The sequence below is a fragment of the Streptomyces sp. NBC_00659 genome (assembly GCF_036226925.1).
Lineage (GTDB): Bacteria > Actinomycetota > Actinomycetes > Streptomycetales > Streptomycetaceae > Streptomyces.
Genome location: NZ_CP109031.1, coordinates 6,791,696 through 6,816,768, shown reverse-complemented (window position 1 = coordinate 6,816,768; position 25,073 = coordinate 6,791,696). Strand labels below are relative to the sequence as shown.

The window sequence follows — 25,073 nt, the reverse complement described above, 5'->3', positions numbered from 1 at the left end:
GGGAAATCGTCAGCGAATGGGCCGGTGCACGTTCTCCCGGGTGCTCGGGCCGGGGGTGGCGTCGGCGATCCAGGGGCCTTCGCCCGACGGGTCCAGGACGCCTTCCTCCAGCCAGGTGTAGGTGCCGGACAGGACGCCCTTGACGACCTTGCGGTCGATGTCGTCGGTGTTGCTCCACAGGCGTCCGAAGAGTTCCTCGACACGGATGCGGGACTGGCGGCAGAAGGCGTCGGCGAGCTGGTAGGCCTCGCGTCCGTGATCGTCCTTCGTGCGCAGGTGTTCCGCCCGTACGCAGGCCGCGCTCATCGCGAAGAGCTCGGCGCCGATGTCGACGATCCGGCCCAGGAAGCCCTGCTTGGTCTCCATACGGCCCTGCCAGCGCGACATCGCGTAGAAGGTGGACCGGGCGAGCTTGCGGGCATTGCGCTCGACGTACCGCAGATGCGTGGAGAGGTCCACGTCGTGGTGGAACTCGTTGTAGGAGCGCGGGAGCTGGCCCGCGCCCGCGACCAGTTTCGGCAGCCACTTGGCGTAGAAGACACCGGCGTTCGCGCCCGCCTTCGCCTTCTCGGAGAGGGACTTGTCGGGGTCGATGAGGTCGCCGGCGACCGAGAGGTGGGCGTCGACGGCCTCCCGGGCGATCAGCAGGTGCATGATCTCCGTGGAGCCCTCGAAGATGCGGTTGATGCGCAGGTCGCGCAGCACCTGCTCGGCGGGGACGGCGCGCTCGCCGCGGGCCGCCAGCGACGCGGCCGTCTCGAAGCCGCGGCCGCCGCGGATCTGGACCAGTTCGTCGGCCATGAGACAGGCCATCTCGGAGCCGTACAGCTTGGCGAGGGCGGCCTCGATGCGGATGTCGTTGCGGTTCTCGTCGGCCATCTGCGACGACAGGTCGAGCACGGCCTCCAGCGCGAAGGTGGTGGCCGCGATGAAGGAGATCTTGGAGCCGACGGCCTCGTGGAACGCGACCGGCTTGCCCCACTGCTCACGCACCGACGTCCACTCACGGGCGATCTTCAGACACCACTTGCCGGCGCCCACGCACATCGCGGGCAGCGAGAGGCGTCCGGTGTTGAGGGTGGTGAGGGCGATCTTCAGCCCCGCCCCCTCGGGTCCGATGCGGTTGGCGGCCGGCACCCGCACCCGGTGGAAGCGGGTGACGCCGTTCTCCAGGCCCCGCAGACCCATGAACGCGTTGCGGTTCTCGACCGTGACGCCCTCCGAGGCGGCCTCCACCACGAAGGCCGTGATGCCGCCCTTGCTGCCCTCGGACTTCGGGACGCGCGCCATGACGACGAGGAGGTCCGCGACGACGCCGTTGGTCGTCCACAGTTTCACCCCGTCGAGGATGTAGTCGTCGCCGTCCGGCACGGCGGTCGTGGCGAGCCGGGCCGGGTCGGAGCCGACGTCCGGTTCGGTGAGCAGGAAGGCGGAGATGTCGGTGCGGGCGCAGCGCGGCAGGAAGGTGTCCCGCTGTTCCTGGGTGCCGAAGAGCTTCAGCGGCTGCGGTACGCCGATCGACTGATGGGCCGAGAGCAGGGCGCCGAGCGCCGGGTTCACCGAGCCGACCAGGGCGAGGGCCTTGTTGTAGTACACCTGGGTGAGGCCGAGACCCCCGTACTTGGTGTCGATCTTCATGCCGAGGGCGCCGAGTTCCTTGAGCCCCGTGATCGTCTCGTCCGGAATCAGTGCCTCGCGCTCGATCCGGGCGGAGTCGATCTTCGTCTCGCAGAAGTCCCGCAGCTTGGCCAGGAACTCCTCGCCGCGCTGCGTGTCCTCGTCGGCCGGGAGCGGGTGCGGGTGGATCAGGTCGAGCCGGAAGCGGCCGAGGAAGAGTTCCTTGGCGAAGCTGGGCTTGCGCCAGTCCTGTTCGCGCGCGGCCTCGGCGACCTGTCGGGCCTCACGTTCGGTGACTGTGGGCTGGTGGGGTGTTGCGGACATGAGGGTCACCTCGCCGCGAATAGGGATCTTGGGACTGTCCGTTACCGACCGGTTCTACTCGATCGTATTTACCTGATTCCGGACGACCCCACCAGTCCTCGCGCAGCGTTCGGCGCAATGGACCCACCCGCGAACCGGCCGCCGGTGTTGCACCGGAGGCCCGTTCCGGGGGACGGTCCGGGTGCGCCGTCCGGGTGAGGTTCCGCACGGCCACCGAGGGCCGGGCCGGCGCCGGGAATTGGCTGTCGAAGCGCTTCGACAGCCTATGGACACGATTCCTCCACCGAGCTAGTGTCGAGCCACCCTCATCGCCCCTATCGGTATCGCGCGCACTGTCGAAGCGCTTCACAAAACTGGGAGAGCCGGATGGTCACCCTCGCCGAGGTCGCCCAGCACGCCGGAGTCTCGGCGAGCACGGTGAGCTATGTCCTCAGCGGCAAGCGGTCCATCTCCGCGAGCACCCGGCAGCGGGTCGAGCAGAGCATCCAGGAACTCGGCTACCACCCGAACGCGGGCGCCCGCGCCCTGGCGAGCAGCCGGTCCAACATCATCGCGCTGATGGTCCCGCTGCGCACCGACATGTACGTACCCGTGATGATGGAGATCGCCATCGCGGTGGCCACCAACGCCCGGACCCACGGCTACGACGTCCTGCTGCTCACCGGCGAGGAGGGGCCCGACGCGGTGCGCCGGGTCACCGGCAGCGGGCTCGCCGACGCGATGATCCTGATGGACGTCGAACTCGACGACGAGCGGCTGCCGTTGCTGCGTGAGACCGACCAGCCGTCCGTGCTCATCGGCCTCCCCGCCGACACCACCGGCCTGACCTGCGTCGACCTCGACTTCGGGGCGACGGGCGCGCTGTGCGCCGAGCACCTGACGCTGCTCGGCCACCGTGACATCGCTGTCATCGGCGAGGCGCCCGCCGTCTACGAGCGGCACACCGGCTTCGCCGAGCGGACGCTCGACGGACTGCGTGCCCGCTCCCGCGAGCTGGGGCTGCGGGTGCTGCACCGGCCCTGCGAGGGCGGCTACGACGCGATGGCCCTCACCCTCGCCCGCATCCTCGACGAGCGCCCGGGCACCACGGGCTTCGTCGTGCAGAACGAGTCGGCGGTCGAACCGCTGCTCGCGCTGCTGCGCCAGAAGGGCCGTGCCGTCCCCGAGGACGTCTCGGTGATCGCGATCTGCCCGGACCAGGTCGCCACCCAGTCCTCGGTGCGGCTGACGTCGGTCGCCATCCCCGCCCAGGACATGGGCCGCCATGCCGTCGAGCATCTGATCGCCAAGCTCGAAGGACGCGGCAAGGACGAAGTCGTACTGATCGCCCCGGAGCTGACGGTACGGGCGAGCACGGGGCCGGCGCCGGCCGCTCCCTGAGCCGGGCTCCTGCCGGCGGCGCACCCGCCGGCACCCGCCGGCACTCCCTGCGCGGGCCTCGCGGGCCTCACGGACTTCGTGCCCCTGCCGGGCAGCCGCTGTCCGCGTGCTCTCCCTGTACCGCCCTTTGCCGCCCCACCCCGGACGGAATCCCGGCCGCACTCCCCGTCCGTACTCCTTCATGTCTGCACTCCTTCAGGAGCATCCACGTGAATCAGTCCGCCGCAGTCCAGCCCCAGGTGAGCCTCGCGCAGTCCTCCCCGACCGTCGGCACCTTCCGTGAACGGGACGGCGCTCTGGAGTGGAGCGGCCGTACGGAGACCGTCCGGATCGAGCCGTGGGGCCCCGATGCCGTGCGGGTCCGCGCCCGGCTCGGCGGTCCGCTGCTCGAAGGCCTGCCGGGAGCGCTGCTCGACCGGCCCGAGGACACCACGAGCACCCTGGAACTCATCGGCGGAGAGGGCCGGTTGACGGTCGGAGCACTCACCGTCGAGGTGAGCGCCGAGGGGCTGATCCGCTTCACCCGCACCGCGGACGGCGGTGAACTCCTCGCCGAGGAGCGCGCCCACTTCTGGTGGCCCGGCCCACGGCTGTACACCCCCACCGGCAACGGCCACCACCGCCTGGAGCAGCGCTTCGCCGCGTACGACGGCGAGCGGCTGTACGGCCTCGGGCAGCACCAGCACGGACTGTTCGACCAGAAGGGCGCGGTCCTGGACCTGATCCAGCGCAACGCCGAGGTCACCGTTCCGGTGCTCACCTCCAGCCGCGGCTACACCCTCCTGTGGAACAACCCGGCCGTCGGCCGGGTGGAGCTCGCGGGCAACGGCACCCGCTGGGTCGCCGACTCGGCCCGGCAGATCGACTACTGGATCACCGCGGGCACCCCGGCCGACGCCCAGCGCCGCTACAGCGCGGCGACCGGCCGGACACCGATGCTGCCCGAGTGGGCGGCCGGTTTCTGGCAGTGCAAGCTGCGCTACCGCACCCAGGACGAACTCCTGGAGGTGGCGAGGGAGTACAAGCGGCGGGGCCTTCCGCTGTCGGTGATCGTCTGCGACTTCTTCCACTGGACCCACCTCGGCGACTGGAAGTTCGACCCGGCCGAGTGGCCCGACCCGGCGGCCATGCAGGCCGAACTCGCCGGTCTCGGCGTCAAACTGGTCGTGTCGGTCTGGCCTTCGGTCTCGCCGCTCTCCGAGAACCATCAGCTCATGGAGCAGCGGGGCTGGTTCATCGGCACGGAGTACGGGCCGATGGCGCACGCCGACTGGCCGGACAAGCAGGTCGCCTCCACGGTCCAGGTGGCCTTCTACGACGCCACGAACCCCGAGGCGCGGGACTTCCTGTGGTCCCGCGTGAAGGACAACTATCTCGACCCGTACGGCATCTCGGCCTTCTGGCTGGACGCCTGCGAGCCGGAGCTGAAGCCGGGCTTCTCCGAGAACCTGCGCTACCACGCGGGCCCGGGACTCGAAGTGGGCAACCTCTACCCGCGCGAGAACGCCCGCACCTTCTACGAGGGCCTGCGCGCCGCCGGGGAGAGCGAGATCATCTCCCTCAACCGCTCGGCCTGGGCGGGCAGCCAGCGCTACGGGGCCGCCCTGTGGTCGGGCGACATCGGAACCGACTTCGCGACCCTGCGCCGCCAGATCGCCGCGGGTCTCAACACCGCGCTGTCCGGGATCCCCTGGTGGAACACCGACATCGGCGGCTTCCACGGCGGCGACCCGGACGACCCGGCGTACCGCGAGGTCATGGTGCGCTGGTTCCAGTTCGGCGCGCTGTCGCCGCTGATGCGGCTGCACGGCTTCCGCGACCCCGGCCTGCCGCTCGGTCCCGGCATGACCGGCGGCCCGAACGAGGTCTGGTCGTACGGCGAGGAGGCCGGCGCGATCATGGAGAAGTACCTGCGGCTGCGCGAGCGCCTGAAGCCGTACGTGCTGGACGTCATGCGGGAAGCCCACGAGGAGGGGCTGCCGGTGATGCGCCCGCTGCTCCTGGAGTTCCCGGGCGACCAGGCGGCCTGGTCGGTGGACGACGCCTACCTCCTCGGCCGGGACCTGCTGGTCGCGCCGGTCCTCACCGCGGGTGCGACGGCCCGTACCGCGTATCTCCCGGCGGGGGCGCGCTGGACGGACGCGTGGACCGGGGTGTCGTACGAGGGGGGCGCGGCCGTGACGGTGGACGCGCCGCTGGACCGGATCCCGTTGTTCCTGCGGGACGGGGCGCGGCTGCCGGTGGCCGGATAGCGGACGCGGCCGGTCCCGGGAGGGGCCGGCCGCGCCTGGGCGCACGGGTCAGCTGCTGCTGACCGTCAGGTTGTTGGCGGCGAAGTCGAGACCGCCCGCGGAGGAGGTGATCTCGAAGCCGAACTGCACGTCGCCGATGGTCTCGGCGCTGGACATCCAGCCCTTGGTGTTCGCTATCCACCTCATGATCGGGAGGATGTTGATGGTGCCGGAGGTGGAGTCCGAGGTGCGCAGGAACGAGAAGACGTCGTTCGCGCCGTTGTTGCCCTTGTAGACGGTCCAGGTGTTGCCGTTCAGCGTGAGCGTGCCCTGCGAGGTGCCGAGCGCGCCGACGGCGCCGTTGTAGTTGACCCAGAGCATGGTCTCGTAGTCGTAGTCGGTGTCCCAGATGTCGTACGAGGTGTTGTACGCACCGGAGGACGGGACGGTGACGTTGTAGGTGCTGGTGAGGGAGGACAGCCCCGAGATCGTCTTGCCGACGTATTTCTTGGAGTTCGGGTAGGACTTGATGCCGCCGGTGTTGGGGTGGTTGGCCCAGACTCCCCAGTTGGTGCCGGAGTTGGCCCAGACGCACTGGCTGCCCGCGCCGGAGCCCCAGATGTTGTTGTAGAGCGTGTAGCCGTTCAGGGTGGTGTTGCCCCACTGGTCGCAGGATGACCAGACGGCGGCCTGGGCGGGGGCCGAGGCGAGGCCGATCGTCGCGCCGAGCGCGAGCGCGGGGGCCAGCAGGGTCATAGTGATCCTGTTCCGTGTACGAAGCGCCATGAGGTCCCTTTCATGGGTGGGGGGAAGTGCGGGGGCTACCGCGGCCCCAGGGTGAGGACGCGGTCTTCTCCGGCGCTCAGGGAGAGCGGTCGCGCGCCGGCGGAAGTCCGGAGTTCGATGCGGCAGGTGCGGCCCGGCCGCAGTACGACGGTGGCGCCGTCGGGGGTCCAGGTGAGGTCGGCCTCCGCGCCGAACCTCGTGCGGATGCCCCGGAGTTCACCGCTCGGCAGGCTCGTGGGGAGGGCCGGGAAGAGGACGAGCCGCCGCGGCGTGGACTGGACGAGTGCCTCGATGACGACGGCGGGCAGGGTGTGGGCCGCGTCGGCGTTGTAGACGTGCCGGTCCGGGTAGTGGCCGCTCATCAGGGAGACGTGGAAGAAGTCCCCGGCCAGGACGTTGTCGAGGGCCTTCGCCACCCGCCCGGCGTCCCGCAGCCGGGCGGCCACCAGGGCGTGATGGAGGTGGCCGTGCGCCGAGTCGTTCTCGGCGCCGCGCAGTTCGAGGGCGCGACGGGCCGCCGCGGCGAGCCCGGGGGTGTCGTAGGGGTTGATCTCGTCGAGCGGCCAGACGCCGTAGAGGTGACTGAGGTGCCGGTGGTCGTAGGTGTCGAGGAGTCCGGGACGGGCCCACTCGGCGAGCGCGCCCTCGGAGTTGACCCGGTGCGGCGGCAGCCGGTCGGCGAGCGCCCGCCAGCGCTCGGCGTCGGGGCCCGGGTGATACGCGGCCGCCGTGCACAGGGCGTGGCGGGCCGCCGAGAGGTCCATGGCGGCGTTCACGGTGACCCAGCTCGCGTTCGCGGGACGGTTCTCCGGGGAGTAGGACGGCACGATCACCAGGTGGCCGTCCTGGTCGGTCCGGGTCAGGAAGTCCTCGTAGAAGCGGGCGGCTTCGGCGAGCGCCGTGGCCAGCCGCGGGTCGCGGGCGCCGCGGGTCTCGTCGTGGTCCACGAGCGGCTTGAGCAGCCAGTCGGCGCCCGCGGTCCACACGTGCAGCGGGTACGCGCGGCTGAGGTGGTAGATGTGGCCGGACTCGCCGTCGGTGTGGGCGGGGGCGAGTGCCCCGCGTGCGCCGAAGACGGCTCGGGCGTTGTCCCGCCAGTGCGGCAACTGGCCGTGGACCAGGGCCGCGTGCGCCTCTGTGACCTCGGGGAGGGCGGCCGCGGCGGCCGACGCCGTCTGGAGATTGAGGTTGGCGTCCGTGGTGAACGCCCCGGACCAGGCGGTGTCCCAGTCGCCGGTCCACAGGCCGGTCAGCCGCGGCGGCAGCGTGCCGGCCGCCGACAGCAGGTGGTACCGGCCGGCCGCGAAGAGCCGTTCCACAAGGGCGGGGCTCTTGGGGCGCCGGACCAGCTCCGATCCGGGCAGGGCCCGTTCGGCGGGATCGGCGTGCAGGTCGAGGGTGACCCGCAGATAGGCGGCGCGGTGCAGGGCGGTGTGGCGGGAGAGCAGGTGCGCGTGGGCGTTCTCGATGTCCTCGGCGCCGTGACCGGACCCGGGCAGCAGATCCCGCAGCGCGCGGAACTCCGCGCGGGCGTCCAGGTGGCCCGGGTGCCGGCGCACCCGGGTGAGCAGCAGCATCGAGCGGGCGCCCTCGGCCCGTACGCCCGAAGGGGTGGGACGGGTGTCACCGTCCGTGACGAGGAGGGTGACCCCGGTGTACGCCAGGTCGCTGCCCGGATAGCGGGAGCGCAGGGTGAGCAGGGCACCCTCGGGGGTGTGGACGGCTCCGTGCTCCACCGCCAGGTCCGCGGGCGCTCCCGGCAGCCGGTGGTCCAGCGTCACCTCGGCCGCGGGGCCGGGGGCGGTCACGTACTGCGCGATCACGTCGTCGGCGCGCGAGACGAACACCTCGCTCCGCCGGTCACCGCACACGGTGCGGACGACCCCGGTGGTGAAGTCGGCCTCGCGGCGGTAGCCGCGCGCCTCCTCGGCGGGGCGGCGCAACCGCACCTGGAACGCCGGATGAAACGGCTGTACCCACAGCAGCGGCCGTCCGTCGGTGAAGTCCTCGCCGGCGTTCACGTCCCCGGCGAGCAGCCGGTCCTGTACGTCGGCGAGGCGGTCGGCGAGCTCGGGCGGGCGGGCGTCCGCGCTGCCGTTGGGGCGGACCAGACGGTGATGGTTGACGATGACCCGGTCATCGTTCGGATCGCCGAACACCATGGCGCCGTGTGTGCCGTTCCCGCTCAGGAAGGCGTCCTCCCAGCGGGCGGCGGGCCGGGGTTCCCAGGTGCCGTGGACGGGGGCGGACCCGGGGCCGCCCTCCGTCGGGGAGCGGTCCGCGTGGGGGCCCGAGCGGGCCTCGCCGGTCATGGGGCGAGCACCGCCGCTCCGTGGCGCTCCAGTCGTACGGAGTCCCGCACGGCCGCACCGCCGAGCAGGTCGCGGTGGCTGCCCGGCACCTCGACGGTCACCGGGTCGCGCCGGTGGTTGAGCAGGAAGAGCAGGTCGCCGCGCCGGACGGCCTCGACGCCGTCGGGCAGCAGGCCGAGTGGCGGCCGGACGCCCGCACGGTCCGCGGCGGCCGCCAGCAGTGCGCGCAGAGCGGCCGGTTCGGGCAGGGTGGAGAGGTAGCGGGCGGTGCCCTTGGACAGTACGGCGGGCAGTCCGTCCAGCTCGCCGCCGCGGTACCGCGCCTCGACGGTCGCGGTGCCGTCGGGTTCGATCTCCTCGGACCACAGCGTGCCCGAGAAGCTGTCGCACGCGACCTTCTCCCCCGCGTCCAGCGGCCACCATTCGTGCAGCGTGCGGATGCCGAACAGGTCGCGCAGCCGCTGGTCCATGCCGCCCGGCCGGACCCGGTCGTCCTCGTCGGCGACGCCGGTGAGGAAGCCGCAGACGAGCGTTCCGCCCGCTCGTACGTAGGCCAGGAGGTTGTCGATCGCCGCGTCCGCGAGGAGGTACAACTGGGGCACGACGACCATCCGGTACGCGGAGAGGTCATGCTCGGGGTGGGCGAACGCGGTGGTGAGGTGGGCCTCCCACAGGGCGCGGTGCCAGGTCCGTACGACTTCTGCGCAGTCGTTCTCCGCGGACAGCCGGCCGTCATGGTCTCCCGCCCACCAGGAGTTCCAGTCGTGCAGGATCGCGATGTCCGCCTCGACTCGATTGCCCGTCACATGGGGTGCGAGGGCGGCCAGTTCGGCTCCGATCCGCTTGATCTCCTGGAAGGTGCGGCCCCGCTCCCCCGCGTGGCCGATCATCCCGGAGTGGAACTTCTCCGCGCCCTGCCGGGACTGCCGCCACTGGAAGTAGCAGACGGCGTCGGCGCCGCGCGCCACAGCCTGGAGGGACCACAGCCGGTTCAGCCCGCGCGGCTTGGGATGGTTCACACCGCGCCAGTTGACGGCTCCGGCCGCCTGTTCCATGAGCATCCAGGGACCGCCCGCCGCCTGCGAGCGCGTCATGTCCTGGACGAGCGCGCCGTGCTGCGCGCCGAGCGGGTCGCGCGGGTCGGGATAGAGGTCGACCGAGACGACGTCCTCCTCCTCGGCCCACCGCCAGGCGTCCTGGCCGACCCACATCGGCATGAAGTTGCTGGTCACCGGAGTGCCGGGACTGTGGCGGCGCACGATGTCCCGCTCGGCGGCGTAACACTCCAGGAGCATGTCGGAGGTGAACCGCCTGAAGTCGAGGACATGCGTCGGGTTCTTCATGTAGTGCGCGTGACGCGGCGGGAGGACCTCGTGCCAGTCGTCGTAGGCCTGGCCCCAGAAGGCCGTTCCCCAGGCCGTGTTGAGCGCTTCGAGGGTGCCGTACCTGTCCTGGAGCCAGCGGCGGAAAGCGGTGGCCGCCTCGTCGCCGTAGTCGACGGTGCAGTACTCGTTGTTGATGTGCCACATCGTGAGGGCGGGGTGGCCGGCGTAGCGGGCCGCCAGGTCCTCGGTGACGGCGGCGGCATGGCTGCGGTAGACGGCGCTGGAGTGCGAGAAGTGCTGCCGGGAGCCCCACCATTCGGTGCGGCCTTCCTCGTCCCGGGGCAGGGTCTCGGGATGCAGCCGGCCCATCCAGGGCGGCGGCGAGGAGGTGGGGGTGGCGAGCACGACGCCGATGCCGTGCGCGTGCATCAGGTCCATCAGCCGGTCCAGCCAGCCGAACTCCCTTGCCCCGGGGCGGGGTTCGATCCTGGCCCAGGAGAAGACCCCGAGGGTGACGGAGTTGACGCCGGCCTCCTTCATGAGGCGGACGTCCTCGTGCCAGATCTCCTCAGGCCACTGTTCGGGGTTGTAGTCGCCGCCGAACAGGATGCGGCCCCGGGTGGCGTCGCTCAGGCTCGGCCGCCCGGACTGCGGACCGGTTCCAGGGGGCGTGCGCATGACCTACCTCGTTCGGGGTGAGGAGTGGACCGCCGCGGCCGACCGCTGGTCAGGAGCAGGTCGGCCGCGACGAGCTGGGGGCGGCGCGGGGTGGGCACCGGGGCACCCGGGTACGGAGCGCCGGGGGGGTCAGCCCTTCACTGCGCCGGTGAGCATGCCCTTCTTGAAGTGCCGCTGGACGAAGGGCGAGAGGACCGCGACCGGCAGCAGCGCCATCACCATGACGGCCATCTGGATGGCCAGCGGCGACAGTTGACCGGTGTTGATCTGGGTGGCGAGGCCGACCGGCCGTTCCTGCTTCTGCACCAGCTGGATCATGACGTTCTGGAGCGGCATCATGTCCTGGTCGCTCAGGTAGATGGAGGCGTTGAACCAGGCGCTCCAGTAACCGACCGCGTAGAACAGCGAGATGACCGCGAGGACTGCCCGGGAGAGCGGCATCACGATCTGCCACAGGATGCGCCAGTCGCCCGCGCCGTCGATGCGGGCGCTGTCGACGAGTTCGGGCGAGATGCCCATGAAGAACGCCCGCAGCACCAGGATGTTGAAGACGCTGACCGCGCTGGGGAGGATCAACGCGAGGTAGCTGTCGGTGAGGCCGAGCGCCTGCACCAGCAGATAGGTGGGGATGAGGCCGGCGCCGAAGAACATCGTGGCGAGCAGCAGCATCAGGAACCAGCGGTGGCCGAGCGATCCGACGCGCGAGAGCCCGTAGGCGCACAGGACCGAGACCGCCATGCTGAACAGGGTGCCGGCCAGGGTCACTCCGACGCTGACGAGCGCGGCGCGCTGCACCTGGCCGCCGGTGAGCAGTTCCCTGTAGGCGACGAGGGTGACACCCCTGGGGACGACGACCAGTCCGCCGGCCGCGTCGATGGTCTTCTTCGACTGGAGGCTGGTGACGACGACGATCCAGAGCGGGAACAGGATCGCGAAGGCGGCCAGGGCGAGGATGAGCCCCTTGCCCGCGAGGCCGGCCTTGGACGGCTCCTCCTCCCAGGGCGGCCGGGGCGGTGCCGACCGGCGGCCGGGCCTCTCGCGCGGTGCGTGCGTCACGGCGGTCATTTCTCGTACACCCCCTGCTCGCCCATGAGATGGGCGACCTTGTTGGCGGTCAGGACGAGCCCCAGGCCGACCACCCCCTTGATCAGTCCGGCCGCCGCGGCGTAGCCGAAGTCCTGGTTGCGGATGCCGTTCCACCAGACGTAGGTGTCGAGGACCTCGGCGGCGCCGGGTCCCACCGCGTCGCGCTGGAGCAGGAGTTGCTCGAAGCCGACGGTGAGCGCGTCGCCGACGCGCAGCACCAGGAGCAGGGCGATCACCGGGCGCAGGGCCGGCAGGGTGATGTGCCACATCCGGCGCCACCGTCCGGCGCCGTCCATGGCGGCGGCCTCGTACAGGTCGGGCGAGACGGCCGACAGGGCCGCGAGGAAGACGATGATGCCCCAGCCCGCGTCCTTCCAGACGCCCTCGGCCGTCACCAGGAACTTGAAGATCCCCGGGTCGGTCATCAGGTCGATGCCCTGATGACCGTGTTGGCGCAGGGTCTGGGCGATGATGCCCGCCCCGCCGAAGATCTGCTGGAAGACGGTGACGACGAGGACCCAGGAGAAGAAGTGCGGGAGGTACATGACCGCCTGGGCGACGGCCCGGACCCGGGGTCTGACCACGCTGTTGATGAGCAGTGCGAGGCCGATGGGGATCGGGAAGTAGAGCACGAGCTGGAGGAAGAACAGGACGAACGTGTTCTGCACCGCGTGCCAGAAGGCCGAGTCGGCGAAGATCCGCCGGAAGTTCTCCAGGCCGGTCCAGGGGCTCTCGAAGATCGCGACGAAGCCGTTGTCACTCAGATACGGGTCGTAGTCCTGGAAGGCGACGACATTGCCCAGCACCGGTATGTAGGTGAAGACGAGCAGCAGCGCGATCGCGGGCAGGGTCATCAGGATCAGGGTGCGGTCGCGTCTGAACCGCAGCCGGAAGGCCGGCTTTCCCGCGCCCTGTGCGGCGCCCCCGGCGGCCCGCCGTCCGGTGGCGCCGTCCGGCGGGCTCCCTTCCGGCGTCCTCTTGCCCGCCCTGGCCCCGGCCCTGCTCCGAGGCACCGTGCTGTGGGACACGGCCTTCTCCTTGCCTCAGTCCTGGGTCACTTGGCCGCGGAGCCATTGTCGTCGAGCAGCTTCTTGTACCAGGCGCGCAGGTCGTCGCCGCCCTTCTGCTTCCAGTCCGCGACGGCCTGCTGCACGTCACCGATCTTCTTGCGGCCGCGGACGACATCGTCCTCCAGCTGCTCGAAGTCGTTGGCGAGGTTGGTCCATCGGTTGGGTTCGGTGATGGTCAGGCCGTAGAAGGAGGACTTCTTGGTGAAGGCGCCCATGCGCTGCTGCCACTCGACCTGGAGCCTGGCGATCTCCGGCAGATCGGGGTGGGCGAGGTAGGCGGCCGGGTCGCCGGTGTAGTCGTAGGCGCCGTTGACCTCGTTGGTGCCCTTGGTGGTCTTGGTGGGCAGGCCGTCCTTGATCGTGTAGTCGGTGCCCTCGACGCCGTACACCGTCAGCATGTACTCCTTGGTGCCGTAGGGCGCCGCGCAGAAGTCGGCGAGCGCGAGGAAGTCCTTGATCTGCTGCTTGGACGCCTTTGCGCTCACGAAGGTGAAGATGCCGGCGGGCTGGGTCGCCCAGAGTGTGGGGTCGCCACCGTCGGGGCCGAAGATGTCGAAGGCGCCCATCTCGAAGTCGGTCTTCTGGGTGCGCTGTTCGGCCGTCGAGCCGTACCAGTAGGACAGGTCGCCGTTGAAGACGAGGGACTGGCCCGCGGTGAAGCGGTTGGACGCGTCGCCCTTGACTGCCTTGGCGTCGGGGTGGACGACGCCCGCCGCGTACAGCTTGCGCGTCCACTCCAGCGCTTCGAGGTACTCGTCGGTCTCGATCCGGTTGATCAGCTTGCCGTCCCTCAGGTCCCACCACAGGGCCTTGTCACTGCCGTTGAGGACGCCGTAGATGTTGAAGGCCGTCCACTTGAGGTCGTCGCAGGCCCACACCTTCGCCTTGGCGTCGGTGGCCTCCTTCGCCCAGGACAGGAACTCGTCGGGCGACTTGGGCAGGGTGTAGCCCTTCTTGGCGAAGATGTCCTTGCGGTAGAAGGGCGCGATGTTCGTGACGTAGGAGGCCGGCATCGGGATCGCGCGCAGCCGGCCGCCGAAGATGGAGCGCTGCCAGGCGTCGGTCGGTACGGCCGCGAGGTTCGGGTAGGCCTTGACCTTGTCGCCCGACAGATACGGGCCGAGGTCGGCGAACTTGGCGTTGATCGCGCTCGGGATCTTGCCGTTCAGGTTCCAGCCCGGGACGACCACCACGTCCGGGATGTCGCTGGAGGCGAGGACCGCGCCCAGTTTCTCGTCGTAGGTGTTGCCGTCCTGGTTCTGCCAGGTCGCCTTGACGCCGATGGCCTCGTTCATGGCCGTGTAGTACGCGTTGTCGCCGGACGGCGGGGTGCCCCAGAACGGCGACATGATCTTCAGGCCACTGCCGGTGCCCAGCTTCTTCGGGACGGACGTCTTCAGCGCGCCCAGGTCGATCGCCCGGGTGAACCCGGCCGCCGAGCCGTTCTTCGACGGGAGGTCGGGCGTGACGACGTTCGACGCCACGAACGCCGGAAGGATCTTCTGGGCGTCCTTCCCCGAGGTGGTGCCGTCCTTGCTGCCGTCCTGTCCTCCGCCGCAGGCGGCGAGCAGGGACGTTCCGCCGGCCACGGCGGCCGCTGCGACCGCCGTGGAGGCGAGGAAGCTTCTCCGGCTGGGGGTGGTGGTGGCGGTGTTCGGCGTCATTGCGTCAACCCTTCATGGCGCACAGCAGGACACCCGGCGGTGGAGCCGTCGGCTGCGGTGTCTTGAGTGGATCTGCCTGAGCTGAAGCGGTCCTCGGAGGACTGTGCCCTGGGAAGAGGGAAGCCCGACAATCGAAGCGCTTCGATGTTGCTGCGAGGTTAAGTGAACGCCTGGGGGTGCACAAGGGTCGATCCCAAGATTCCTCGGAGGCGCGCGACAACAGAGCGTATCCATGCGGCACTTGACATCACTGGCGGGAAACAGAGGTGAGGCGCTCAAGCGTCTTGACACCCACCCCTGGGGCGATCGAGCATCGAAGCGCTTCGAAAGACCTTCGATGCCCCACCGCAAAGGGATCACCACGTGACCGCAGAGACGCCACCCATGCCGCCCTTCCGCGACGCGAGCCTGCCGTTCGCGAAGCGCATCGACGACCTGCTGACGCGGCTCACCCTGGAAGAACGCGTCGCGTTCCTGCACCAGTACGCGCCCCCCGTCGAGCGGCTCGGGATACCCGCCTTCCGCACCGGCCAGGAGGCGCTGCACGGGGTCGCCTGGATGGGTCCGGCGACGGTGTTCCCGCAGGCCGTCGGGCTCGGCGCGACCTGGAACGCCGAGCTCGTGCGCCGGATCGGGGAGGCCGTCTCGTCGGAGGCCCGTGCGATGCGCGCCCGCGACGACCGCGTGGGCCTCAACGTCTGGTCCCCCACGGTCAATCTGCTGCGCCACCCGCTGTGGGGGCGCAACGAGGAGGGCTACTCGGAGGACCCGGCGCTCACCTCCGCCATCGCCACCGCGTACACCCGCGGGCTGCGCGGCGACCATCCGGTCTACTGGCGTACGGCGCCGGTCCTCAAGCACTGGCTCGCGCACAACAACGAGACGAGCAGGGACACCTCGTCCTCGTCCGTCCGGCCGCGCGTGCTGCACGAATACGATCTGCGCGCCTTCCGCGAGACCGTCGAGGCGGGCTCCGTCGCCGGGGTGATGCCCGCGTACAACCTGGTCAACGGCCGTCCCAACCATGTCTCGCCGTACCTGCGCGAGCACCTGCGGACCTGGACCGACCAGGAGCTGCTGGTCTGCTCGGACGCGGGCGCGCCCTCCAACCTGGTCGACTCCGAGCACTACTTCGACACCCACGAGGAGGCCACCGCCGCCGCGCTCCGCGCCGGCGTCGACAGCTTCACCGACCACGGCGAGGACGGCTCGCGGATCACCGCACGCGTCCGGGGAGCCCTGGAGCGAGGCCTGCTGACCGAGGCCGACATCGACACCGCGGTCCGCCGCCAGCTCGCCGTGCGCTTCCGGCTGGGCGAGTTCGACCCGGACCTCGACCCGTACGCGAGCACCGGGGAGTTCGACACGCCCGCCCACCGCGCGCTCGCCCGGGAGGCCGCGGAGCAGGCGATCGTCCTGCTCAGGAACGACGGTCTGCTGCCGCTGCGCCCCGGCGTCCGGCTCGCCGTCGTGGGCCTGCTCGCCGACGAGTGCAAGCTCGACTGGTACAGCGGCACGCTCATCCACCGGTCGACCCCGCTGGAAGGCCTGTACGAGCGGTTCGGCGCCGAGCGGGTGGACTTCGCCGAGGGCGTGGACCGCGTACGCCTGAGGACCGCGTCCGGCCGGTATCTCGCGGTGCCCGCCGCGGACGGCACACCGGTGGAGACCCGGGGTGCCGAGGGTGCGCTCGACCCGGCGCTGCTCGTCGGCCGTACGGATCTGCCCCCGCTGACCGCCGACGCCGTGGGCACCGAACTGGCTCTGGTCGACTGGGGCGAGGGCGTCCTCACGCTGCGCTCCCCCGACGGCCGCTACCTGTCGGTCGCCGACGACGGCTTCGTGCGCGCGTCCGCCGACCGGCCGGGCGGCTGGGTCGTCCAGGAGACCTTCCGGCTGGAACCCTCCGCTTCCCATCGCGGCGGCCACCTCCTCAAGCACCTCGGGACGGGCGGATACGTGTGTGTCGCCGCCGACGGCGTGAAGGTTGCCGGGCGGGAGGCCGGGGACGCCGAGATCTTCGTGGCGGAGTTCACCGAACGCGGTGAGGACGCGGTGGCGCGCGTCGCCGCCTCCGCCGACGTGGTTCTCGTCGTCGCGGGCAACGACCCGCACATCAACGGCCGCGAGACCGAGGACCGTACGACCCTGCGGCTGCCCGCCCATCAGGAACGGCTGCTGGACGCCGCCCGCGCGGCGAACCCGGACACCGTGCTGGCGCTGGTCTCCGCCTACCCGTACGCGGTCGACCCCACCGGCCTGCCCGCCCTGCTGTGGACCGCGCACGGCGGCCAGGCGGCGGGCACCGCGCTGGCCCGCGTGCTCGCCGGGGACGTCTCCCCCGGGGGGCGCCTCCCGCAGACCTGGTACGCCACGGACGACGACCTGCCCGGTCTGCTCGACTACGACGTGATCGGCGGCCGGCAGACCTACCTCTACTTCGAGGGGACCGCGCTGTTCCCCTTCGGGCACGGTCTGTCCTACGCCTCGTTCGCCTACACGGATCTGCGGGTCCGCAGGGAGGCCGCGGCCCTGACCGTCTCCTGCACCGTGACGAACACCGCGACCGTGACCGCCGACGAGGTCGTCCAGCTCTACACCCGGGCGGTCGCCCCGTCCGTGCCCCGCCCGCGCCGCGAACTGGCGGCGCACCGGCGGGTCCGGCTCGCTCCGGGCGCCTCGACGGCCGTCACCTTCGGCCTCCCGCTCACCGCGCTGGAGTTCTGGGACGTAGCGCACGGCCGTCGACGCCTGGAACCGGGCATGTACGAGCTGCTGGTCGGCGCCTCCAGCGAGGACGTCCGGCTCGGCGCGACCGTCGAACTCGAAGGCGAGCCGGGCGCGTTCCGCCCGGTCCGCGAACGCGGTCTGGACGCGGCCGACTTCGACGAGCAGCACGGCATCGGGATCGTCGACCGTACGAAGACGGCGGGCGACGCGGTGACCCCGGCGGACGGCGGCACGGGCGAACTCCTGTACCGGCTGTGCGACTTCGGAGCGGGCGTCACCGGTGTCGTGATCGAGGTGGCGGGCGAGGGCGCTGTCGAGGTCTCGCTGGACGGCAAGCCGGTCGCCGAAGTCACGCTGAGCGGAACACGGGGGCCCTACGACTACCGCACCCTCACCGCCCCGTTCACCGCCGGCGGTGTGCACGACGTCCGCCTCGGACTGCGCGGGCCTGTCCGGCTCGCGCACGTCGGCTTCTCCGGTTGAGGGTCCGGAGGAGCCGGCACAGGGGTCCGGCACCGGAAGGCATCGGTGCCGGGCCCCTTCTCTGGCGAACTTAGCTGAAAACGATTGTCACTAGACACATCGTTTTCGGTCACGTCCCGACAGACGGACGACCGGAGCCCGTGGGCGTCTTCGAGCTCTTCCGGGAAACGCCAGGCCGTGCGGCCGCGCACCTGCCGCTGACGTTCAGCGATCCTGCCCGGCCGGGGTGTTTGCGCTTCTCAGGCCGTGCGCTAATCTGATCTTCAGCAGATCGGTGGAGGTCACACCGGTTCGCGATGCGTTGGTGGTCCAAGGAAAGACGCCCCGCTTCCTGCGGGGAAATGCAGGTGCAAGGCCTGCCCGGCGCTCTGTGAAGACCCTGTCCCGCGTTATCCGGGACGGGGTCTTTTTTGTCCGGGTCCGGCTCGCACGGGCCGATTCCGGTGGGGGGCGACGGATCTCTTCGGGCCCGTGTGAGCGTGTGTGAGCGCGGCGACCGTGGCACGCGGCTCGCCGGCGTGAAACCGCAGCGTACGGGCGAGGCCCTGCGTGCCGAGCGGTCGCCGTCGTGCTGCCTCGCCCCTGGACGGCGATTCAGGGCCGGGCCGGCAGCCAGCCCTGCTGAACGGCGCGTACGCCGGCCTCGAAACGGCTGCGTGCGCCGAGGCGGTCCATCAGTTCGGAGGCGATCCGCCGGGCCGTGCGGTGCGACACCCCGAGCCGTTTGGCGATCGCCTCGTCGGTATGGCCTCCGGCCAGGAGACGGAGGGCGGTCGCCTGCTGGCCGGTGAGCCCGTTCGGGTCGGTGGGGACGACCTCGCCGAGCGGCTGTGCAGCCTCCCAGGTGGTCTCGAAGAGCGCGCACAGCGCGGTGAGCGTGCCCTGGCCGGTCAGCAGGACGGCGCCTGCGGCGGTGTCGTCGCTGCTGACCGAGACCATGGCGGTCCGCCGGTCCATGAGGATCATCCGGGTCGGCAGGGACGGAACCGTGCGGATCCGGCCGCCCAGCCGGGCCAGCCAGGTGGCGTGTTCGACGGTGGGCCGGTTGGTGCGGACGCTGTCGAGGTAGATCGTGCGCATGCGCACCCCACGGCCGAGCAGATCCTCGTTCAGCGGCCGTGAGGCGGCCATGTTCTCCGCGGTCTGCGGACCGCCCGGGGCGAAGGTCAGGAACTCCTCGCGCACCTCCCGGGTGAGCACGGCCAGCCGGTCGCGTATCTGGTCGAGGCCGACCAGTTGCTCCACCCCGGGATGGCTGGTGGCCGGACGGAGCTCGGCGTACTCGGAGATGAGCTGGGCCGCGGCCGCCCGCGAGGCTTCGAGGCGCTGCTGCTGGGCCGCCAGCTGGGCCTGCTGGCGGCCCATCAGGATCTCCATGCCGATGTCCGGGGAGACCGCCCGGAGCCTGCTCGCGTCCCCGGCGGCGGGGCGCACCAGCGCCAGCTCGCTCAGTGTGTCGAGGGCGTCGCGCACCTCTTCCCCGGACAGCCCCACGTCATCGGCGAGGGCCTCGACACCCGCGACCGGGTGTCTGAGCATGGCGCGGTACACCGCCTCCGTGACGGAGCCGAGCCCGAGAGCGGTCAGCATCTGGTTCCCCCCAGTTTCCTGCACTCGACATCCCCTCTTCGACGATGATCTTCGCAGAAGGGTGCGGGATCCTCACAGCGCCAGGACGGAACCGGCCGTGGCCTCAACCGTCCACCCCTCAGGCCGACTTGCTCTCGACTTCCGTTGAGAGTCTGGAACGCATGTATCTGGTCCACACGCATCTGGAACTGCCCTCCGGCGAGGAACTTCCGGAGAACATCCGGGCGTTGGTGCGATCGGCGATCGTCACCCGCGACCGCGTCGAGCACGTCGCCGTTCACCCCGTCTCTCCCTCCCGGCTCACGCTCGGCTTCTATCTGCTGGCCGGTGTGCTGGAGGAGGCGGAGGAACGGTCGGTTCACGTCTGCCGCCGACTGCTGCGCGACGTACCGCAGTTGGCCACCGCGCGGCTGACCGGTGCGGGGGTGCCGTTGATGCCGCTGACCTTCGAACCACAGGCGGTGGACTGAAGCGGCCCGCGTGGACACATCGGTCCAAGGCCCTTTCCGTCCATCCGTGAACTCTTCTCACGGGCCTGAGCTGCGACGAACCTATGGATCACCGGCCGAGCCGAGCGCCACCGCGGGGCGCGACAGCAGGCCGGACACCGCATCTCATCCCGGAAGGAACGGAAACAGCCATGCTTCGTACCCGAATCGCCAAGGTCGCCGCGGTCTCCTCCCTCGTCGTCGCCGCGGCTCTCGCCTCCCCGGTGGTCACGCTCCAGTCCACGGCGGACGCGGTTCCGGCCTCCTCCGTTCTCGCCGGTGACGCCGGCTGGCAGGTCACCCCGGCGGACGCCGGCTGGCAGGTCACCCCGACGGACGCCGGCTGGCAGTAGGCCGCCCGCCGCCGCTGACGGCCTCTCACCGCGGCCGTCGACCACCCACCAGCCTGTCGGCCACGATCCGACTCCTGTCCGTCTGCCTGACCGCAACCCGCCCCGGGGGGACCGAAAAGTGAAGAACATCCGCAAGAACGGCCGGAGAATGGCAGGCCTGCTGACGGCCGGCGCCCTCGGCACCGGACTCCTCACGGTGGCCACCCCGACCGCCGAAGCGGCCACCACCTGCTCGGGCGGAGTAAACATCTACGGCGTACTCGACGACGGCAGACTGACGTTCAGCCAGATCAACCCTGCCACCGGAGACCTCGCCAAGGTGCTCGTCGGCCCGGACCTCGGCTTCGAGCCGAAGGCCATGGCGACCCTCAACTTCAACACGGTCCTGGTCACTTCGACCTCCGGTGCCCTCTACCGCGTCGACATCAAGACCAACAACACCAGCCTCGCCCTGCTGAACGCACCGGTGAAGATCGCCGACAGCGGCTGGACCCACGACAAGCTCACCTACGACGGCCACGGCCACCTCTACGGCACCGCCGCCGGCCTGCTGCTGCGCTACAACGTGACCGAGGACAAGCCGGCCGGCTCCCAGCACATCGGCGTGCGCACCGAGATCGACACCGGGTTCGTCCTGAAGACGCTCACCGCCACCGGCGACGACCGCCTCAGCGCCACCACCGACGACGGACGGCTGCTCGACTACTCCATAGCGGGCGCGGGCTCCTGGAAGGGCAACACCCTCAAGTCCTCCGGCTGGTCCGGCTTCAACCAGCTCGTCTCGCCCGGCGCCGGCCTCTACTACGGCCGCCTGTCCACCGGCGCCATGTACTGGTACAAGGACGCCAACCCGACCGACGGCTCCGGCTCCGACATCTCGTACCACCTCGACGACCCGGTCAACACCAGCGGCTGGACGCAGAAGCTGCTGTCCGCCCAGCCGGGCACCTACACCTGCACCACCAGCACGGAGACGGTCGACCGCGACAACATCACCCAGGTCAAGGCCGCCGGCAGGCAGCTGATGAACGACAAGGACGCCTCCTGGGCCACCTCCGCGCAGTGGGCCTGCCTGGAGACACTCTGGGACCACGAGAGCAGCTGGCGCTGGAACGCGACGAACTCCTCCTCCGGTGCCTACGGCATCCCGCAGGCGCTGCCCGGGACCAAGATGGACGTCGCGGGCGACGACTGGAAGGACAACCCCCTCACCCAGATCAAGTGGGGTCTGAACTACATCGACGGCCGCTACGGCTCCCCGTGCGACGCGTGGAACTTCTGGCAGGCGAACAGCTGGTACTGATGCCGGCGGACCTGAAAAGGGCGGCGCCCCCTCGAACCGAGGGGGCGCCGCCCTTTCGGCGTGGGCCGGGGAAGTCCGGCGCTCCAGGACATGGATGCGGCGTGCGGCGTGCGGCGAGTTCCTGGAGTCGGCCCCGTCGTTCACCGTGAGCCGGACGGTTCCGCCGTAGGTCTGCGCGCCGTCCTCGGACGCCGGCGCCGTGCTCGCACGTCCGGGACGCGCGCGGGCGCCCCGAATCGGCCCCGCACTTTCCTGGCCGCCGGACGGTACGCCGGACGGCTCGTGTCGGCCGCGCACCGGGAAGTGACGGTCCCGAGGTAGCGACCGCCGAGGAGGAGTTGTCCACGACCACCGGCACGACCTGGGCGTCGACGTCGCGCACGAGGCAGGCCCGGAAGGCGGGGGTGCCCCGGCGGTGCGGCCGCTCTGGGCCGGGAACGCCTTGAAGGCCCCGCCGAGGATCGGCGGGGCCTTCAAGGCGTCGGGTGGGGCGTCAGGCGATCTTCTTGTAGCGCAGGGCGACGTACGACGAGGCCGGGTGGCCGCTGATGTCACCGCTGTCGATGTCCGCGGTCGAGTAGTTCATGTCCGTTGCCGGGCTGCTCTCGGAGTAGTAGTAGAAGGTGCCCGCATCCTGGTCCTTCCAGCCCGCGAAGATGACGGCGTGCTCGGAGTAGCTGTTCAGAGCGTCACCGGGCCTGAGGTCGGACTTGTTGATCTCCGTGCTCGCGCTGGAGAGGGTCTCGGTCGTCAGCGAGGTGGTGAGGTGCCAGGCCATGGAGACGAAGCCGGAGCAGTCGGTGCGGTAGGAGTGGTCGCCGTCGATGTCGGAGGCGGAAGCACCCTGGTCGTACTGGACGTTGCGGGTGTACCAGTTCTTGGCCCGGGTCATGACCTCGTTGCGGGAGATCGTGCCGCCCTGTACGGACTCCGGCGGGGCCGGCGCCACATAGGCGCAGTTGTTCGCGTAGGTCGACAGCAGGCTCTGGGTCCAGCCGGACGCGTCCACCGGGTCGTCCGAGTGGTACGTGATGTCGCTGCCGTCACCGTCGGTCGGGTCCGAGTCGTGGTACCAGTACATGCCGCCGTTGGTACGGCCGTAGTAGAGGCCGCCGCCCGGCGAGGAGAGCGAGTCCACCGCCGACCAGCCGCTCGACTTCAGGACCGTGCGGTCCCAGTCGCCCACTCCGTTGATCTTGTAGCTGAGCAGTCGGCCGTCGGAGGTCGAGGCGACGATGCGGTCGTCGCCCGCGGCGGCGAGCGTCTTGAGGACGAAGCCGGTGTCGATCACGACGTGCTGGCCTATGTGGGCCGACCCCGCGGGCTTGGCCTGCGACACCAGGTACTGGTGGAGCTGGCCGTCGACCGTCCCGTAGAGGTGACCGGCGCCGTCGTAGACCAGCTTGTCGAAGGTCCAGCCGCCGTCCCAGATCTTGACGACGCCCGCGACCGTGAGGGAGGTGTTGTTCGTCTGTATGTCGACCCGGTAGAGGTCACCGGTGGTCGAAGTGACCAGGACCGTGTTGAAGTTGAGGGCCGCCATCGTCTTGGGCGTGAAGCCGAGGTTCGGGCCGGTGAGCGTCTTGACGCGGTCGCCGGTGTTCGGCTCGATCTGCGTGTACGTCAGCCGGCCGTCGGACAGCGTGCCGTACATCGACACGTCGCCGCTGCAGGACGCGACGGCATGCGCGGCTCCGCCGGTGACCGCCACCAGGCCGAGGGACATCGCGCCGACGGCGACGGCGGCGGCTGTGGTACGGCGGACGGCATGGCTCAGCTTCATGATTTCTCCTGCGGTGAGTAGGTCGAGCGGGCGAAGCCACATCCCTGGCCCAGACAGCTGCCCTGCAGGTGCAGCCGTGAAGGATGTTCTCGGGTGTGGCTCCCGGTGACAGGAACTACTCTCGCCGCAGGTCACGGGGGTCGGAAGAGAAATCGCGTGGACGCAAACGTCCCTGGCCTGTTGCGTCCTGACGGAGCGTCGGCAGCACCGGAACGCCCGGCACGCACGGAGACCGCCGCCTGAAGTTCCCGGACATGCCGACGGCCGGAGCCCCCGCACAGCGGGCTCCGGCCGTCGGTCTCGGTGAGGTCTGCGTCAGAGGGCGAGACCCGTCAGCACCAGCACTCGCTCGTAGGTGTAGTCGTCCATCGCGAACCTGACGCCCTCGCGGCCGACGCCGGACTGCTTCGCACCGCCGTACGGCATCTGGTCGGCACGGTAGGACGGAACGTCGCCGATCACGACGCCGCCCACCTCCAGGGCGCGGTGCGCGCGGAACGCGGTCTGAAGGTCGTGCGTGAACACGCCCGTCTGGAGGCCGTACTTGGAGTTGTTGGCGGCCTCGAAGGCAGCCGCCTCGCCGTCGACCTTCTGCACCGTCAGGACCGGTCCGAAGACCTCCTCGCAGGAGATCGTGACGTCGGCCGGAACGTCGGCGAGGACGGTCGGGGCGTAGGAGGCGCCGTCGCGCTTGCCACCGGTGAGCAGCGTGGCGCCGGCCGCGACGGCCTCGTCCACCCACGACTCGACGCGCTCGGCGGCGGCCTCGCTGACCAGCGGGCCGACGTCCGTCGCGTCGTCGGACGGGTCGCCGGTGACCTGGGCCTCGACGGCGGCGACGATGCGCGGCAGCAGCCGCTCGTACACCGCGGCGTCCGCGATCACGCGCTGCACCGAGATGCAGGACTGGCCGCCCTGGTAGTTGGAGAAGGTCGCGATACGGGTCGCGGCCCAGTCCAGGTCCGCGTCGCTCGCGAAGTCGGCGAGGACGACGGCCGCGCCGTTGCCGCCCAGTTCCAGGGTGCAGTGCTTGCGCGGCACCGAGTCCATGATCGCGTAACCGACGGTCTCGGAACCGGTGAAGGAGATGACGGGAAGGCGCTCGTCCTGGACCAGGGCGGGCATCTTGTCGTTGGCGACCGGCAGGATGCTCCAGGAACCGGCGGGAAGGTCGGTCTCGGCCAGCAGGTCGCCGAGGATCAGGCCGGACAGCGGGGTCGCGGGCGCCGGCTTCAGGATGATCGGGGCACCCGCGGCGATGGCCGGGGCGACCTTGTGAGCGCACAGGTTCAGCGGGAAGTTGAAGGGCGCGATACCGAGGACGACACCCTTGGGGAAGCGGCGCGTGAGAGCGAGTCGGCCCTGACCGCCCAGGTCGGTGTCCAGACGCTGCGCCTCGCCGCCGTTGAAGCGGCGGGCCTCCTCGGCGGCGAACCGGAACACGGACACCGCGCGGCCGACCTCGCCGCGGGCCCACTTGATCGGCTTGCCGTTCTCGGCGGAGATGAGCTGCGCGATCTCCTCGGTGCGCTCGGCCAGACGGCGCGAGACGTGGTCGAGGGCGGCGGCGCGTACGTGGGCCGGGGTCGCGGCGAACTCGTCGCGCACGGCGTGCGCGGCGGCCACGGCCTCTTCGACCTGGGCCTCGGTGGGCACGCTGACCTGGCCGACGAGGCGGCCGTCCCACGGCGAGGTGACGTCGAAGGTGGTCTCGCCCGTGGCCTGGCGGCCGGCGAGCCAGAAGGCGTGGGTGGCCCCCACAATTTTTTCCTGGGGCATGTCCGAGTCCCGGCCCTTCCGTATGGGGGTGACGATGGGGGGTGTTCCTGCTGGTGCTGCTCTCGCGTCCACGGTAGGGCCGGGACCACCA

The 25,073-nt window shown here is 70.6% G+C and carries 16 protein-coding genes; 6 read left to right on the top strand and 10 right to left on the bottom strand.

All coding sequences use genetic code 11. The features are described from left to right. Window positions 1-9 precede the first annotated feature (9 nt). The gene (locus OG410_RS29875; protein ID WP_329301930.1) at window positions 10-1,941 is read right to left on the bottom strand and encodes an acyl-CoA dehydrogenase family protein; all 1,932 of its coding nucleotides are present in this window, start codon (window positions 1,939-1,941) and stop codon (window positions 10-12) included. Window positions 1,942-2,307: 366 nt separating this feature from the next. Between OG410_RS29875 and OG410_RS29870 the strand changes: the two genes are divergently transcribed. Next, window positions 2,308-3,321 (top strand): LacI family DNA-binding transcriptional regulator, encoded by a 1,014-nt coding sequence (locus OG410_RS29870; RefSeq protein WP_329301929.1) that lies wholly within the window; start codon window positions 2,308-2,310, stop codon window positions 3,319-3,321. A 209-nt stretch (window positions 3,322-3,530) separates the two neighbouring features. Further along, window positions 3,531-5,573: a glycoside hydrolase family 31 protein gene (locus OG410_RS29865; protein WP_329301928.1), complete on the top strand. Its 2,043-nt coding sequence runs from the start codon at window positions 3,531-3,533 to the stop codon at window positions 5,571-5,573. 48 nt (window positions 5,574-5,621) lie between these two features. On the opposite strand, the gene OG410_RS29860 is transcribed toward OG410_RS29865, so the two are convergent. The 6 genes from OG410_RS29860 to OG410_RS29835 form a co-directional block, all read right to left on the bottom strand. Next, the gene (locus tag OG410_RS29860; protein ID WP_329301927.1) at window positions 5,622-6,338 is read right to left on the bottom strand and encodes a glycoside hydrolase family 12 protein; all 717 of its coding nucleotides are present in this window, start codon (window positions 6,336-6,338) and stop codon (window positions 5,622-5,624) included. A gap of 35 nt (window positions 6,339-6,373) precedes the next feature. Then, window positions 6,374-8,650, bottom strand: coding sequence for a glycosyl hydrolase family 95 catalytic domain-containing protein (locus tag OG410_RS29855; RefSeq protein ID WP_329301926.1), 2,277 nt, complete (start codon window positions 8,648-8,650; stop codon window positions 6,374-6,376). Continuing rightward, window positions 8,647-10,653, bottom strand: coding sequence for a beta-galactosidase (locus OG410_RS29850; protein ID WP_329301925.1), 2,007 nt, complete (start codon window positions 10,651-10,653; stop codon window positions 8,647-8,649). Before OG410_RS29850 ends, OG410_RS29855 begins: the two co-directional genes overlap by 4 nt. Before the next feature lie 129 nt (window positions 10,654-10,782). Further along, window positions 10,783-11,718, bottom strand: a complete 936-nt coding sequence (locus tag OG410_RS29845) for a carbohydrate ABC transporter permease (protein WP_329301924.1) — start codon at window positions 11,716-11,718, stop codon at window positions 10,783-10,785. Then, entirely contained in the window at window positions 11,715-12,767 is a 1,053-nt protein-coding gene (locus OG410_RS29840; RefSeq protein WP_329301923.1) for an ABC transporter permease, read from the bottom strand. Before OG410_RS29840 ends, OG410_RS29845 begins: the two co-directional genes overlap by 4 nt. Before the next feature lie 26 nt (window positions 12,768-12,793). Continuing rightward, window positions 12,794-14,473 (bottom strand): Tat pathway signal sequence domain protein, encoded by a 1,680-nt coding sequence (locus tag OG410_RS29835; protein ID WP_329301922.1) that lies wholly within the window; start codon window positions 14,471-14,473, stop codon window positions 12,794-12,796. 363 nt (window positions 14,474-14,836) lie between these two features. Here OG410_RS29835 and OG410_RS29830 point away from each other — a divergent pair, with 363 nt between their 5' ends. Then, complete coding sequence (locus OG410_RS29830) at window positions 14,837-17,686, top strand: glycoside hydrolase family 3 C-terminal domain-containing protein (RefSeq protein ID WP_329301921.1); 2,850 nt, start codon at window positions 14,837-14,839, stop codon at window positions 17,684-17,686. A 594-nt stretch (window positions 17,687-18,280) separates the two neighbouring features. Here OG410_RS29830 and OG410_RS29825 read toward each other — a convergent pair. Then, on the bottom strand, window positions 18,281-19,276 hold the full coding sequence (locus OG410_RS29825; RefSeq protein ID WP_329301920.1) for a helix-turn-helix transcriptional regulator: 996 nt from the start codon (window positions 19,274-19,276) through the stop codon (window positions 18,281-18,283). 161 nt (window positions 19,277-19,437) lie between these two features. Between OG410_RS29825 and OG410_RS29820 the strand changes: the two genes are divergently transcribed. The 3 genes from OG410_RS29820 (at window position 19,438) to OG410_RS29810 (ending at window position 21,420) form a co-directional block, all read left to right on the top strand. Then, window positions 19,438-19,746 (top strand): hypothetical protein, encoded by a 309-nt coding sequence (locus OG410_RS29820; protein WP_329301919.1) that lies wholly within the window; start codon window positions 19,438-19,440, stop codon window positions 19,744-19,746. Window positions 19,747-19,916: 170 nt separating this feature from the next. Beyond that, on the top strand, window positions 19,917-20,117 hold the full coding sequence (locus OG410_RS29815) for a hypothetical protein (RefSeq protein WP_329301918.1): 201 nt from the start codon (window positions 19,917-19,919) through the stop codon (window positions 20,115-20,117). Window positions 20,118-20,235: 118 nt separating this feature from the next. Beyond that, window positions 20,236-21,420 carry a tachylectin-related carbohydrate-binding protein gene (locus OG410_RS29810; RefSeq protein WP_443063812.1) on the top strand — a complete coding sequence of 395 codons (1,185 nt, stop codon included), beginning with the start codon at window positions 20,236-20,238 and terminating at the stop codon, window positions 21,418-21,420. Window positions 21,421-21,913: 493 nt separating this feature from the next. Here OG410_RS29810 and OG410_RS29805 read toward each other — a convergent pair whose 3' ends face one another. Both OG410_RS29805 and OG410_RS29800 read right to left on the bottom strand, forming a co-directional pair. Further along, a complete protein-coding gene (locus tag OG410_RS29805; protein ID WP_329301916.1) occupies window positions 21,914-23,203 on the bottom strand; it encodes a hypothetical protein in 1,290 nt (429 codons plus the stop codon). Window positions 23,204-23,518: 315 nt separating this feature from the next. Next, window positions 23,519-24,964 (bottom strand): aldehyde dehydrogenase family protein, encoded by a 1,446-nt coding sequence (locus OG410_RS29800; protein ID WP_329301915.1) that lies wholly within the window; start codon window positions 24,962-24,964, stop codon window positions 23,519-23,521. Window positions 24,965-25,073: the final 109 nt, after the last annotated feature.